The sequence below is a fragment of the Streptomyces sp. NPDC001980 genome (assembly GCF_040296885.1).
Taxonomy (GTDB): Bacteria; Actinomycetota; Actinomycetes; order Streptomycetales; family Streptomycetaceae; genus Streptomyces.
In genome coordinates this window covers 58,929-72,693 of the sequence record NZ_JBEOYD010000020.1, presented here as the reverse complement: position 1 = coordinate 72,693, position 13,765 = coordinate 58,929, and the positions used below count along the sequence as shown (strand labels likewise).

Sequence of the window (13,765 nt, the reverse complement as noted above, 5' to 3'; positions counted from 1 at the left end):
CCTTCCGCACCGAGACCGGACCGGCCCCCCGGCCACGCCGTCACCACGCCGCAGATGAGGAAGAGACCAAGGTCGGACCGGGGGTTGGGGAGCAACGGATCGTGACCGTCGACACGGCTGTCTATCCGTGGTCCGGACTTGGCCGGTCGGTGTCGTTCGAGGTCGTCCCGGATTTCGTGTGGAGGACTTCGCGGGCCTGTTCCGCGGCGCGGGCGATGCTCTCGCTGACGAAGTCGAGGAAGCGGGCGACGTTCTCCATGCGGGTGGCGGCCGGCGTGCCGGGGACGAGGACGCCGATGCCCTGCCGTGCGGTCTCCGCGACCTGGGCGGTGGAGCGGGCGCTGGCCATCATCGACTGGTACCAGATGTCGTCGTCGACGATGTAGCGCTCGCGGCGGCCCTCTCCTTGTTCCCGGCGGGCGAGGCCCTGGCTCTCCAGGAACGCGATCGCCTTGGAGACGGACGCCGGGCTGACCTTCAGGCGCTCGACGAGTTCGGACGCGGTGAGGCTGCCGGTGTCGGTGAGCGTGATGGAGGCCATGACGCGGGCGGGCATCGTGGTCATGCCCGAGGCCATCATGACGGTGGTGAGAGTCTCCTCGTACTCGCGCACGGCCTCGGGGTCGCGTCCGTGGGCCGGCAAGGGCGCCGCGGTCCCTCGGGGCGCCGTCCGCCTGCGTCGGTGGGCGCGGCGTTCGGTGGCGCGGTGGGCCAGGTCGGCGCGGTAGTCGGTGGGGCCGCCGTTGCGCATCACCTCGCGCGTGACCGTCGAGGTCGGACGGTCGAGGCGTCTGGCGATCTCGGCGTAGGCGAGGCCGTCGGCCAGTCCCAGCGCGATCTGCTGACGTTCCTGCTGGGTGAGCCTGCCTCCCGGCATCGCGGTCTCCTTCGTGCCCCTCGGTGGTTCCTGTCGTCCCCAGCGTAGCTTTCATCCTCAATTCATTGCAACGGACCCTTGGTCATCGTTGCCTTTAACTCGAAGGTCAATGCAACACTTTTGCGCCTCTGTACTGCAACGATGGTGATTTAATGCAATGGGACTGTTGTCGAATTAGTGAATGCAACGTAGCTTTTCTTTCATCGGAAACAGCGAGTCACAGGAGAGAACGATGCAGAAGTTCGACACCCCCGCCCCGATCTCCGCCGTCCTGGACATCCCCGCCGGACGCATCCAGTTCATCGCCGCGGACCGCACCGACACCACCGTCGAGGTCCTGCCCGCCAATCCCGCCAGGAACCGCGACACCAAGACCGCCGAGCAGACCACCGTCGCCTATGCCGACGGCGTCCTGCGGATCACCGCCGCGGCCTCCGGCAACCAGCTCTTCGGCCCGTCCGGATCCCTGGAGGTCACCGTCAAGCTGCCCGCCGGCTCCCGCGTCGAGGCCAAGACGGCCGGCGCCCAGCTCCGCGGGGTCGGACGCCTCGGTGACATCGCGTTCGAGGGCGCGTACCGCCAGGTCAAGATCGACGAGGCCGCGGCCGTCCGCCTCACCGCGCTCGACGGCGATGTCGAGATCGGCCGGCTGGGCGGCCCCGCGGAGATCAGCACCGCACGGGGCGACATCCGGATCAACGAGGCGACCCGCGGCACGGTCGTACTCCGCACCCAGGACGGCGACATCTCGGTCGGCGCGGCCGCCGGCGTCTCGGCCGCTCTGGACGCCGGTACCGACTACGGCCGCGTCAGCAACTCCCTCAAGAACGACGGCACCGCCGAACTCGACATCCGTGCCACCACCTCCCGGGGCGACATCACCGCCCGCAGCCTCTGAGGAGACAGCACGCGCAGGGCCCGTATCAGCCGTACCCGACAGCTCACACGATCAGGGGGAACAACGACATGACGAAGAACGGCACTTCCTCGGCCGGTTCGACGTGGACCGGCATGGTGCGGGTCGACGACACGGCCCTGGCCGTCACCGACACCGGCGGTCCCGGCGTCCCGGTCGTCTACCTCAACGGCCAGTTCGCCACGCAGGGCTACTGGCGGCGGGTCGTCGCCGAACTGGGCCCGGAATGGCGGCACATCACCTACGACGAGCGGGCCCGCGGCAGGAAGTCGCAGCGCTCGGCGGACTACTCCTTCGAGGCCGCCGTCCGCGACGTCGACGCCGTGCTCGCGGCCAGGGGCGTGGACCGGGCGCTGGTGGTGGGCTGGTCCTACGGGGCGTTCGTCGGGGCGCACTGGGCCCACCGGAATCCGGAGCGTTGCCTGGGTGCGGTCCTGGTCGACGGCGCGGAACCGTACGACTGGCTGGACGAGGCGATGGAGCAGCGGATCCGGAAGATGTTCCGGCGCATGGGCTGGTTCCTGCCGCTGCTGCGCCCCACGGGCCTGACCCCGCGGATGACCCCCCGGGAGATGGCGGACTGCAACATCGAGCTCGGCAGGATCTCCCGGGAGCGTGAACTGGGCCCGGTGCTGGACGGCATCACTGTGCCGGTGCGCTACGTGCTTGCCTCGGGGGCGTCCCTCGGCAGCAAGGGCGACGAGCAGGAACGCATCCGCGCCGGCCTCGACCAGGTGTTTGAGCGCAACCCGAACCTCCGGCTCAGCGCGAAGGTCGCCAGCAATCACGACGCGATCCTGAAGAAGGATTTCCCGGCCGTCGCCGAGGCCGTGCGCGAGGTCGCCGCCCTCGACCGAGGGGGACGCTGAAGACATGACCAGCGGGCTGGCGACCGCGCGTTCTCGCTACCGCCGTCCGTCATCACCGTCCGCCTCGACCGCGTCCGGACCGCGCAGGGCGACCAGCCCTTCGCGCGGGACGGGCGCGGTGGAGCTGTAGCGGCAGAGCGCGATGAGGCTGCGGTGCTCGCCCGGGAAGACGGTCCGCGCCGGTATCCGCTGGATCGCTGATCCCTGAACGCGACGTTCGGGGATGGATGGCACATCTGCGGCGACAGTTGGCCGGCGGCTCAGTCTCAGTCTCAGTACATGGTTTCCTGAATTCAGGATTCCATGTACCGTCGTGTTTGTGCTGACTGTTGCCTCCGACGTCGAGGTGCTGGCCCGGTTCGGCCGCGCGCTCGCCGACCCGATCCGCTGCCGCATCCTTCTCGCCCTGCGGGCTGCCCCGGCCTACCCCGCCGACCTCGCCGACGCCCTCGGGGTCTCGCGCACCCGACTGTCCAACCACCTCGCATGCCTGCGTGACTGCGGTCTGGTCGTGACCGTGCCCGCCGGCCGCCGCACCCGCTACGAGCTCGCCGACGACCGCCTCGGCCACGCGCTCGACGACCTGCGCAACGCCGTGGTGGCCGTCGAGACCGACCGCACCTGCCCAGACGCCGACGAAAAGGGGTGCTGCTGATGACCGCGATATCCCTCGGCCCCGCCCCGGCCCGCCGGGACGCCCTCACCCGCCGGATACGGCTGCTGGTCACCGCGACCATCACCTACAACGTCGTCGAGGCGGTGGTCGCCGTCACCGCCGGCACCCTCGCCTCCTCCACCGCCCTGATCGGCTTCGGCCTCGACTCCGTCATCGAGGTCTCCTCGGCCGCCGCCGTCGCCTGGCAGTTCTCCGCCCGCGAGCACGCCGTGCGCGAGGCCCGCGAGAGGAGGACCCTGCGGATCATCGCGGTGTCGTTCTTCCTGCTCGCCGCCTATGTCGGCGTTGACGCCGTACGCGCCCTGACCGGCACCGGCGAGGCCGAACGTTCCGTCCCCGGCATCGTGCTCGCCGCCCTCTCCCTGGCCGTCATGCCCTTCCTGTCCGCCGCCCAGCGCCGCGCAGGCCGCGAACTGGGCTCCGCCAGCGCGGTCGCCGATTCCAAACAGACTCTGCTGTGCACCTACCTCTCGGCCGTACTCCTGGTCGGCCTGGTCCTCAACGCCACCCTCGGCTGGTCCTGGGCCGATCCCGCCGCCGGCCTCGTCATTGCGGCCATCGCCATCAGGGAAGGCCGCGACACCTGGCAGGGCAAGGGCTGCTGTGCCCCCTCCAGCGCGAACATCCCCGCCGCCAAGAAGGACGGTGACACGTGCGGCTGCCATGCCGCCCGCGACTGCTGCGACTGACCTGGAGACCTGCGGTTCGGGCGGGTGGATCGGCCGACTTCCGCCGGAGGTCACACCGAGGCCGGACTCGGGTCATTCGTCCGTGAGCTCGTCGAGAACCTCGGCGGCGGTGGTGTTGCCCTGGTCCGCCAGACGCCGGAGTTCGGCGAGGTCGTCCTGTTCGGCGGCGAGTTCGATGAGCTGGTCTGCCGCGGTGGAGTTGCCGGTCTCCGCGAGACGCCGCAGTTCCTCCATGTCGCTTTGTTCCGCGGCCAGTTCGATCAACTCGTCGGCGGCGTCCGCGTCTCCGCGATCGACGCGTTCGCGCAGGGCGGCCACATCGGACTGGTAGGACGGGTTGGACTCGGTCGTCATGGAACTCTCCGTGCCGTCGGGGTGGTGAGGGGCTATGAGCCGGAAGGCGGCAGCTTCCCGGAGGCGCGTAGTCCCTCCCGGTGTGCGTGCCAATCGTCCCGCGGTGCGGGCAGGCGCTCGGCGAGGAACTCCGCCAGTGCCACCATCTCTTCGAGCGGGGCCCGGCGTGTCGGCGCCGCGTCGGTGAGCAGGTCCAGGCCCTCCCGGAACAGTGCCGCGTGCTCCAGGTGGAGGGGCGCGTCGAAGTTCTGCGGCTGTCGGCCGGCCGGGTCGAGGCTCACCCGGTCCATTCGCTCGCCGGCCGACCTGATGCGTCGTGCCAGGTCGTAGCCCTCCAGGAGCTTGACCCCACCCATGATCGCGCTTCTGCTCGCCGGCAGTGCAGGAGGTTCTCTGCTCTACGGTCAGGAAAGCCCCGATGCCCGAAGCACCGCTTGGACCGTCTCCTCGTCGATGCGATGCCCCGTCGGTGAGCTGTTGGATCCACCTGCCCGCCACCGTCCTCGACCCGGCCGGGATCGCGGCCGGGACCGCGGCCGGCGAGCTGCTGCCGGCACTGGGGGAGGCAGGGACCGGAATCGATGATTCCCGCGCCACCGGACCTACCCCACACGTGATCAAGCGGAGTGGTCCCGGCAGCCTCCGCGAACGACGTCGCTCCGGGCCACGACATCCGGCCACTCCAGGCCACCCGCCGTCAAGCTCCTGCCAGCCACTTTGCAGGCCCACCCTCGGCGAATCTAAGCGGAATTGGCCTCGGTGCCAGAGTGCAGCGGGCCGCTCCCATGCTCGAGTAAAGGAGCTTGACAAGCCGACGCGGGGCCTGCAAGGGTCAGTCGGGTCACGGTTCAAAGCGGGGAATTCAAATTTCAGGGGATCAAGGGACGGCCACAGCCACTTATGTAACGGCAGTGTTGCACACCCCCCTCTTCAGGTCGTATTGGCTCTCGCCCTTATTTGGTGAGCCGAACGAGGTCGCACAAAAGCAGTTTTAATATTCCGGTTAACCTTTCGGGGGAAGGGTAGCTCTGAATGGAAGCGACAAAGTCGGCCGATCATCAGTCTGCCGACCTGGCCGCTGCGGTGCGCGCCGAATTATCCGCCCGGCTCGGCATGGATTCCGCTGTTCTACGCGACGACATCGTGTTCTCCGCCTATGGACTCGACTCGCTCAAGGCCGTCGGATTCGTCGAGGCGCTCGGCGAACTGATGGGCCGTAAGCTTCCGGCCACGCTCCCGTGGGAATGCCCGACGGTCGAGCGGCTGGTCGCGCGGCTGCTCGGCGCACCGGCACCGGAGTCGACGGCCCTGGGCGGGACGGAGGGTTCCGGGGCACCCGTGAGCGGCGAGCCCATCGCCGTCGTGGGCATGGCCTGCCGCTTCCCCGGCGCCGATGACGTCGACCAGTTCTGGCAACTCCTCAGCGACGGCGCCGACCTGACCGGACCCGTACCGCCGGGGCGGCTCACGCCCGCGTCCGGGCCGCGTGAAGCCGGCTATCTTCGCGGCCCCGTCGACCGGTTCGACCCGCTCTTCTTCGGTATCTCCCCGCGTGAGGCGCAGGAGATGGATCCGCAGCAGTCCCTCTTCCTCGAAGTGGCCTGGGAGGCGCTGGACGCCGCCGGGCTCGGCGACGGCAGCCTCGCCGGCAGCCGCACCGGCGTGTTCGTCGGCGCCATCTGGCACGACTACGCCGACCTCGGCGCGGCGCCGGACGGCCCGGCCTCGGCCTACCTGGCGAGCGGGCGCTCCCTGAACATGATCGCCAACCGCTTCTCGTACGCACTCGGGCTGCGCGGTCCGAGCCTCGTCGTCGACACCGCGTGCTCGTCCTCGCTGCTGGCCGTGCACCTCGCCTGTCAGAGCCTGGCCACCGGGGAGTCGAAGGTGGCCGTCGTCGGTGGGGTCAACCTGCTCCTCGACCCGCGGACCACGGAGGCGCTGCAGGGCTTCGGCGCTCTGGCGCCGGACGGCCGGTGCAAGGTCTTCGACGAGCGTGCCGACGGCTTCGGCCGGGGCGAGGGCTGCGGCGTCGTCGTCCTCAAGCCCCTGTCGCGCGCGCTCGCCGACAACGACCGGATCTGGTGCGTGATCCGGGGGTCGGCCGCCAACAACGACGGGCAGAGCAACGGCCTGACCGCGCCGAACCCGGTCGCCCAGCAGGAAGTCATCAGCCGGGCCTACGAGACGGCGGCGGTCGACGCGCGTGAGGTCGCGTACGTCGAGACGCACGGCACGGGAACCGCGCTCGGCGACCCGATCGAGGCCTCGGCTCTCGGTGCGGTGCTCACCGTGGGGCGGCAGGAGGACGCGCCCGACCTGGTCCTCGGTTCGGTGAAGGCGAACATCGGCCACCTCGAAGGCGCCGCGGGCATCGCGGGGCTGATGAAGGCGGCGCTCTGCCTGTGGCACCGCCGGATCCCGTCGAACCCGCACTTCGACATCCCGAACGCGCACATCGACTTCGAGGGCATGCGCCTGCGCGTCCCGCGCGAGAACGAGGCCTGGCCGCAGGACGCGCGCCCGCTCGCCGGAGTCAGCGCCTTCGGCTGGGGCGGCACGAACGTGCACGTCGTTCTCGAGGGACGCGACGAGCCCCGGCTCCGTGAACTGCCCCCGGCGGGCACCCCGGAGCCGGTCGGGCAGTCCACCGCCCCACTCGCGGACGGGCCGAACCCGGACATCCTCTTCGTCTGCTCTCCGCACGGCCACCAGTACCCGGAGATGGGCGTCGAACTGATGCGCGCGGAGCCGGTCTTCCGCGCCGCGGTCGAGGAGTGCGACCGCTACTTCGTCCCGCTGGCCGGCTGGTCCCTGGCCGAGAAGCTCGCCACGGGCTCGGAGTCCAGGAAGCGCCTGGACGTGGTCCTGCCGCTGCTGTACGCCGTGCAGGTCGGCCTGGCCCGCCTGCTGGAGCACCACGGCGTGCGCCCGGCCTCGGTGGTCGGACACTGCATCGGCGAGATCCCGGCGGCCGTGATCGCCGGAATCCTCGACGTGGAGCAGGCGACAGCGCTCGTCTACCACTACAGCCGGTACCAGTACCAGATGGCCCGCCCCGACCACGGCATGGCCGCGCTGGAGTACACGGCGGCCGAGGCGTACGCACTCGTCGGCGACGACGACAGGGTGACCGTGGCCGCGTGCAACGGGCCGCGTTCCACCGTGATCTCCGGCGACCGCGCCCGGCTCGAAGAGCTGGTCGCCGAGACCAGGGCGGCCGGCGCCCAGGCCGGCATGATCGACGTCGACGTGGCCGGGCACGGCCCGGCGATCGAGCAGGTCATCGAGGAACTGGTGCGCGACATCGGCGAGCTGCGCCCGCGCCCGGGGCGGATCCCGATGATCTCCTCGGTCACCGCGGAACCGCTCGACTGGCGTGAGGTCGACGGCGCCTACTTCGCGCAGAACCTCCGCCACCTGGTTCGGTTCGACGACGCCGTACGCCGGGCGATGACCGACGGCGCCTCGGTACTCCTGGAGATCACCGCCCATGCCGTGCTGCTGCACGCGCTGGGGCAGCTCACCGAGGAGGCCGCAGCCGGCGCCCCCCGCGACGACCGCACCCCTGTCGCACTCGGCACCATGCGGCGCGGCGACCCGCGCGGCGGACTCTCCGACGCGCTCGCGGCGCTGCGGGCGCTCGGCTGGCAGCCGGAGGCGCGGGACGAACGGACGGCGCATCTGCTGACCCTCTCCGCGCGGAGTCCGCAGGCGCTGCTCCAGTACGCCGGGGAGACGGCCCGCGCGCTGCGCACGGCCACGCCGGAGACCACCGCGGCGGACGTCTGCCGAGCCACCGCTCGCCGCACCGCCTTCCCGTACCGGCTCGCCGCGGTCGGGCGCGATCTGCCCGGCCTGGCCGCCGACCTGGAGCGGCTCGTCCGGGGCGGCGACGCGGAGGCCGCAGGGGTCTCCGAGCAGCCTGCGGCCGGCCGGCCCCGGACCGCGTTCGTGTTCCCCGGTCCCGGCTCGCAGTGGCCCGCCACGGCCCGTAGCCTGCTGGCCGAGGAGCCGGTGTTCGCGGCGGTGCTGCGCGAGTGCGACGCGAAGGCGGCGCCGCTGCTCGGCCGCTCGCTCCTTGAGGAGCTGGACTCCACCGTGGCGTACGGGCAGCCGAACGGTCTCGTCCAGCCGCTGCTCTTCTCCGTCCAGGTGGCACTCGCCGAGCTGTGGCGGTCCTGGGGAGTGGAGCCGGACGTGGTGATCGGCCACGGCACAGGCGAGGTGGCGGCGGCGTGCACGAGCGGGGCGCTCACCCTGGACGACGGCCTGCGGATCACCTGCCTGGGCACTGTTCTGCCGGACGGCCCGCCGGAGGAACCGCGGGCGGAGCTGGGCGGGCTCCGGCCCGCCGCCGGCCGGGTCCCGATCCACTCGACCGCGCTGAACCAGCGCGTCGACGGCTCCGGCATGGACGCCGCGTACTGGTGCGACACCCTCAGCGAGCCCGGGGCGTTCCCGGACGGTGTCCGGTCGCTGCTCGACGACGGCAACACCCTCTTCGTCGAGATCAGCCCGGACCCGGTCCTCACCACCGCGATCGACGAGGCCGCCGCGCACGCCGGGCGGCGGGTGACGGTCGTCCCGTCGCTGCGCCGCGACGAGGACGGGCGCGCGGTCATGCTGCGGTCGCTCGGCGCCGCCCATCTCGCCGGTGTCGAGGTCGACGGAAGCGCGGCGCTGCGCCCCGGCGCCCGTCGTCAGGCGGACCTGCCGGCGTACCCCTGGCAGCGGGAGCACTTCCCGATTCCCGGCCTGTCCGGTGCCGATCGCGAGGCGCGCTCCGGCTACGCGGCCGGTACGGGTCCGGTGCTCGGCGCCCGGCTCGACTCGGCGGTCGAACCCGGGGTGCACTACTGGCAGACGCGGCTGTCCGCGGAGATCCCGGAGGTCGCGGACCACCGGGTCCGGGGCACCGCGGTGGTGCCGGCATCGGCCTACCTCGCGCTGGCCGCTGCGGCGGTCGACGAGGTGATGCCGGGGACGGAACTCGGTGTCTGCGACCTCCTGTTCGCCTCCGCGCTCGCGCCGGAGGCCGGACGGCCGCGGCTCGTGCAGTCGGTGCTGGCCGAGGAGGGCGGCGGCGCCCGCTTCCGGGTCTTCGACCGCGGAGGCGCGACCCCGGTCCTGCTCGCCGAGGCCGTGTTCCGGGCCGAGGACCGTGCGCCGGACGGGCACGGTCCCCTGCGCCACGACACAGAGCTCTCCGCGCCGGACGCCCTCACGGAGGACGGCTTCTACCGGCTGCTCGCCGACCACGGCGTCGAGTGCGGTCCGGAGTACCGGCGGGTGACCGCCTTCCGGCCTCTCGACGGCGGTGCGGTCGCGCAGGCCACGCTCACGGCACAGGACCTCGCGATGGCGGGCACGCGACTGCCGCGCGCCGTCTACGACGCCGCCTTCCAGACCGCCACCGCCGCCGTCCTCGGCGGCGACCCGGGCGGTACGGGTGTGGTGGTGGTCGAGGGAGCCGACTCGATCTCCTTCTCCGGCAAGCCGTCGGGCACGGTCTCCGTGCACGTGCGGCTCGAAGCGGACGGCGCCGGGGGCACCCTGGCCGACGTGCGGGTGCTGGACGCCACCGGCGGAGACCTGATGGAGCTCCGCGGGCTGCGCGTGCACCGGTCCGACACCTTGCGGATCGCCTCACCCGCCGCGCAACCGGGAGGCCTCGCGCGGGCCCCGCAGTCCGCGCGGCCCGCGGCGGCCGACGAGAGGGGGCCGGAGCCGCTCACGGCGGACGACCCGACGGCCGAGGTCGAGTCCGTCGTGCGGACGGCCGTCGCACGGATCGTGGACACGAGCCCCGAGCGTCTCCGCGTCGACCAGCCGTTCCGCGAGCTCGGCATGGACTCGCTCATGGCGGTCGAGCTCCGAAAGAGGCTGGAACGGAAGTTCGGCGTGAAGCTGTCGTCCAGCCTCGCCTTCAACTACCCGACGGTCCAGGAGCTCGTGCCGTACCTCATCGACAAGGCCGGGCTGAACACGCCGCGGCACGACGGCGACGCGCAGCGGCCGCCCGAACCGCTGCCGCCCGGCTCACCCGACGGATCCGTGCTCCAGCCCGGTGCTGACGACGCAGACAGCCTGCTGCGGGAGCTCGAACTCCTCGAAGCACGCATAGAGGACCTCTGACATGACCGATTCCCCCACCGTCGCGGCTCGGCCCGCGTCGGCGCCCGACGCTGCGCGCATCGTCGCACGCCTCCGGGAACGCATCGAGAAGCTGGAGCGCACCCGCAGCGAGCCGATCGCCCTCATCGGCATCGGCTGCCGCCTGCCCGGCGGCGTCCGGTCCATGGAGGACTACTGGAACCTGCTCTCCGGCGGCGTGGACGCCATCACGCCCATCCCCGCCTCGCGGTGGGACGGGGACTCCTACTACGACCCCGACCCGGAGACGCCCGGCCGGATGCGGATGCGATACGGCGCCTTCGTCGACGGGGTCGACGAGTTCGACCCGTACTTCTTCGGCATCTCGCCGCGCGAGGCCTCCCGGATGGACCCGCAGCAGCGGCTGTTCCTGGAGGTCGCCTGGGAGGCGCTGGACCGGGCCGGACTTTCCCGGGGGACGCTCGCCGGCACCGCGACGGGCGTGTTCGTCGGGGTGAACTCCGCCGACTACCTCCAGCTCCAGGTCGCCGACCCGTCCTGGGCGGACACCTACACGATCACCGGCGGCACCAACTCGCTGATCGCGAACCGGCTCTCCTACCTGCTCGACCTCAACGGTCCGAGCCTGACCGTGGACACCGCCTGCTCCTCCTCGCTCGTCGCGGTGCACCTGGCCTGCCAGAGCCTGCGCAGCGGCGAGAGCGACCTGGCCGTGGTCGGCGGTGCGAACCTGATCCTGTCCCCCTCGGTGGCGGTCGCCCATGCCAAGGGCATGCCGCTCTCCCCGGACGGCCGATGTCGCACCTTCGACGCCGCCGCGAGCGGATACACGCGCGGCGAGGGCGTGGTCGCGGTCGCGCTCCGCCGGCTCAGCGACGCGGTGGCCGCGGGCGACCCGGTCATCGCGGTGATCAACGGCACCGCGGTGAACCAGGACGGGCTGAGCAACGGTCAGACCGCCCCGAACGGCCGGGCCCAGCAGAGGGTGATCCGCCAGGCGCTCAAGTCCGCCGCCCTCCAGCCGGACCAGATCACCCTCGTCGAGGCGCACGGCACGGGCACGGTCCTCGGCGACCCGATCGAGGTCGAGGCGCTGGCGGCGACCTACGGGCGCGCGGACGAGGCGCCGCCCTGCCTGCTCGGCTCGGTGAAGACCAACATCGGCCACCTGGAGTCGGCCGCGGGACTCGCCGGGCTGGTGAAGGCCGCACTGTGCATCAAGCACGGCCGGATCATCGGCAATCTGAACTTCGACCGCCTCAACCCGAACATCGACCTGGACGGCACGCGGCTGGCCATCGCCGAAAGGGCTCAGGACTGGACGGTGCCCGACCGCTTCCGGCACGCGGCGGTCAGCTCCTTCGGCGCCGGCGGGACGAACGCGCACGCGATCCTCGGCCCGGCACCGGCGCCCGCACCCGAGGCCGCGCCTGCCCCGCCGCCCCCGTACGTCGTGGCGATGTCCGCCCGCACCGAGGAGCTCCTCGCCGCGACCGCGGCGGCGCACCAGGACTTCCTGCACGGGGCCCCGGCCGGCGACGCGGAGTACCGGGCCGTCGCGCACACGGCGACCGTCCGGCGCACCCACCAGGAGCACCGCCTCGCCGTGGTGGCCCGCACCGCGCGCGAGGCGGCGGAGCGGCTCGGCGACTGGTCGGAGTCCGGCTTCGCCCCCGGTGTGACCAGCGGGCGGGCCGCCGACGTGCCGAACGGCACGGTGTTCGCCTTCTCGGCGCACGCCCAGGGCGGCTGGGCGGAGACCGCGCGGCGGCTGGCGCAGGAGAGCCCCGCCTTCCGGGAGACGCTCGACGACTGCGACGACGCCCTGCGCCCGTGGCTCGGCCGGAGCATCCACGACCTGATCGAGGGCATCGACGACGAGCAGCGGATCGACCTGGTGCAGCCGGTGCGGTACGCGATCACCCTCGGCCTGGCCGCCTGGTGGACGGAGCTGGGGGTTCGCCCGCAGGCCGTCATCGGGCACGGGTTCGGTGAGGCGGCCGCGGCCCGGTTCGCCGGGGTGCTCGACCGCGTCGACGGCGCCCGGGTGATCTGCGCGCAGAGCGCCGCCGTCGAGGCACGGCGGGGCCACGGCGGGATGCTCGCGGTGGCCGCGTCGGCCGACCGGCTCGCCGATCTGGTCCGGCGTCACGACGGGCTCGTGGTGGCCTCGTCGGAAGGGCCGCTGTCCGCTGCGCTCGCCGGCCCGCAGGACGCGCTGGAGAAGGCGGCGGCCGAGCTGAAGGCGGAGAACGTCCCGTCACGGCTGGTCAGCCAGGCGGTCGCGACCCACAGCTCGGCCATGGACGCGATGCGCGAGGGACTGCTCGACGTGCTGTCCGGGCTGACTCCGCGGCCGGCCGGTCCGCAGATCGTCTCCACGGTGACCGGACAGGTCCGCGAAGGCACCGACTTCGGGCCCGAGCACTGGTTCGAGAACATGCGGCGCACGGTCCGCTTCTGGGACGCGGCGCAGACCGCGCTCGGCCTCGGCGCCGGCCTGTTCGTCGACCTGAGCCCGGGCCAGCCGCTCGCCGGCAGTCTCCAGCGGGCCCTCAGCGACGCCGGGGTCGAGGGGCTGGCCGTGCCCGCGCCGAACTCGGGCCCGGCGGCCGGGGAACCCCTGCTGCTGGGCGCCGCGGCGCTGCACTGCGCAGGCCTGCCGATACGTTTCGACACGCTGCTCGGTCCGGTCGCCCAGGCGGTGCCGCTGGTACCCCAGCAGTGGCAGCACGAGCGGCTCTGGTACCGCGAGCGCGACACCCGGGCCGTGGCGCAGGCGCCGAAACCGGCCGCGCCGCAGCGCCGCCGCGCCTCCGCCGATGCCGGGCTCGGCGGGCGACTGCGTACCCTGCCGCCGGCCGAACGGGTGCCGGCCGCCGCGGAGTTCGTCCTCGGCCTGGTGGCCACGGCCCTGGAGTTCGACCCCCGGGAGCTCGACCCGGACGCCGGCTTCTTCCAGCTCGGCATGGACTCGCTCATGGCGACGAACGTGCACAAGCGGATCGTCGCCGCCGTCGGCATCCAGATCCCGGCGACGGTCATGTTCGAGCACGGGTCCGTCAACGCGCTCGCCCGGCACCTGGCCGAGGTGGCCGCTCCCGAGGACGAGGGCGGGGACGGGGCCGTTCCCGAGGCCGTCACGGTGCCCGCCCCCGAGGCCCGGGACGTGGAGGCACTGGATCTCGCCGAGGCCGAAGGCCTGTCGGAAGAAGAACTCATCTCTCTGCTGAACGCGGAAATCGACAGTGAGGGTTAGGCGAAGGG

Annotated in this window: 10 protein-coding genes; 6 read left to right on the top strand and 4 right to left on the bottom strand. The window is 72.3% G+C overall.

From position 1 onward, the window contains the following. Positions 1 to 121: 121 nt before the first annotated feature. Positions 122 to 877 carry a GbsR/MarR family transcriptional regulator gene (locus tag ABT137_RS28265; RefSeq protein ID WP_351713732.1) on the bottom strand — a complete coding sequence of 252 codons (756 nt, stop codon included), beginning with the start codon at positions 875 to 877 and terminating at the stop codon, positions 122 to 124. Positions 878 to 1,109: 232 nt separating this feature from the next. Here ABT137_RS28265 and ABT137_RS28260 point away from each other — a divergent pair, with 232 nt between their 5' ends. Together ABT137_RS28260 and ABT137_RS28255 are read left to right on the top strand one after the other, a co-directional pair. Further along, positions 1,110 to 1,775, top strand: a complete 666-nt coding sequence (locus ABT137_RS28260) for a DUF4097 family beta strand repeat-containing protein (RefSeq protein ID WP_351713730.1) — start codon at positions 1,110 to 1,112, stop codon at positions 1,773 to 1,775. Between the two features lie 68 nt (positions 1,776 to 1,843). Beyond that, positions 1,844 to 2,662 carry an alpha/beta fold hydrolase gene (locus tag ABT137_RS28255; protein WP_351713728.1) on the top strand — a complete coding sequence of 273 codons (819 nt, stop codon included), beginning with the start codon at positions 1,844 to 1,846 and terminating at the stop codon, positions 2,660 to 2,662. Positions 2,663 to 2,698: 36 nt separating this feature from the next. Here the strand turns inward: ABT137_RS28255 and ABT137_RS28250 are convergent, their stop codons facing one another. Further along, positions 2,699 to 2,896 (bottom strand): hypothetical protein, encoded by a 198-nt coding sequence (locus tag ABT137_RS28250; RefSeq protein ID WP_351713726.1) that lies wholly within the window; start codon positions 2,894 to 2,896, stop codon positions 2,699 to 2,701. An 85-nt stretch (positions 2,897 to 2,981) separates the two neighbouring features. On the opposite strand from ABT137_RS28250, the gene ABT137_RS28245 reads away from it, so the two are divergent. Further along, positions 2,982 to 3,317: an ArsR/SmtB family transcription factor gene (locus tag ABT137_RS28245; RefSeq protein WP_351713724.1), complete on the top strand. Its 336-nt coding sequence runs from the start codon at positions 2,982 to 2,984 to the stop codon at positions 3,315 to 3,317. Continuing rightward, positions 3,317 to 4,027, top strand: a complete 711-nt coding sequence (locus ABT137_RS28240) for a cation efflux transmembrane domain-containing protein (protein WP_351713722.1) — start codon at positions 3,317 to 3,319, stop codon at positions 4,025 to 4,027. The genes ABT137_RS28245 and ABT137_RS28240 overlap by 1 nt, the downstream gene beginning before the upstream one ends. Before the next feature lie 72 nt (positions 4,028 to 4,099). Here the strand turns inward: ABT137_RS28240 and ABT137_RS28235 are convergent, their stop codons facing one another. Next, entirely contained in the window at positions 4,100 to 4,381 is a 282-nt protein-coding gene (locus ABT137_RS28235) for a hypothetical protein (RefSeq protein ID WP_351713720.1), read from the bottom strand. Between the two features lie 32 nt (positions 4,382 to 4,413). Further along, complete coding sequence (locus ABT137_RS28230; protein WP_351713718.1) at positions 4,414 to 4,737, bottom strand: hypothetical protein; 324 nt, start codon at positions 4,735 to 4,737, stop codon at positions 4,414 to 4,416. 676 nt (positions 4,738 to 5,413) lie between these two features. On the opposite strand from ABT137_RS28230, the gene ABT137_RS28225 reads away from it, so the two are divergent. Next, entirely contained in the window at positions 5,414 to 10,519 is a 5,106-nt protein-coding gene (locus ABT137_RS28225; protein WP_351713716.1) for an acyltransferase domain-containing protein, read from the top strand. Position 10,520: 1 nt separating this feature from the next. Beyond that, positions 10,521 to 13,757, top strand: a complete 3,237-nt coding sequence (locus tag ABT137_RS28220; RefSeq protein WP_351713714.1) for a type I polyketide synthase — start codon at positions 10,521 to 10,523, stop codon at positions 13,755 to 13,757. Positions 13,758 to 13,765: the final 8 nt, after the last annotated feature.

What these genes read in the sequence shown, in the direction of transcription:
- ABT137_RS28265 (WP_351713732.1), bottom strand. Translation starts at nt 877, where the DNA reads ATGCCGGGAGGCAGGCTCACCCAGCAGGAACGTCAGCAGATCGCGCTG.
- ABT137_RS28260 (WP_351713730.1), top strand. Translation starts at nt 1,110, where the DNA reads ATGCAGAAGTTCGACACCCCCGCCCCGATCTCCGCCGTCCTGGACATC.
- ABT137_RS28255 (WP_351713728.1), top strand. Translation starts at nt 1,844, where the DNA reads ATGACGAAGAACGGCACTTCCTCGGCCGGTTCGACGTGGACCGGCATG.
- ABT137_RS28240 (WP_351713722.1), top strand. Translation starts at nt 3,317, where the DNA reads ATGACCGCGATATCCCTCGGCCCCGCCCCGGCCCGCCGGGACGCCCTC.
- ABT137_RS28235 (WP_351713720.1), bottom strand. Translation starts at nt 4,381, where the DNA reads ATGACGACCGAGTCCAACCCGTCCTACCAGTCCGATGTGGCCGCCCTG.
- ABT137_RS28230 (WP_351713718.1), bottom strand. Translation starts at nt 4,737, where the DNA reads ATGGGTGGGGTCAAGCTCCTGGAGGGCTACGACCTGGCACGACGCATC.
- ABT137_RS28225 (WP_351713716.1), top strand. Translation starts at nt 5,414, where the DNA reads ATGGAAGCGACAAAGTCGGCCGATCATCAGTCTGCCGACCTGGCCGCT.
- ABT137_RS28220 (WP_351713714.1), top strand. Translation starts at nt 10,521, where the DNA reads ATGACCGATTCCCCCACCGTCGCGGCTCGGCCCGCGTCGGCGCCCGAC.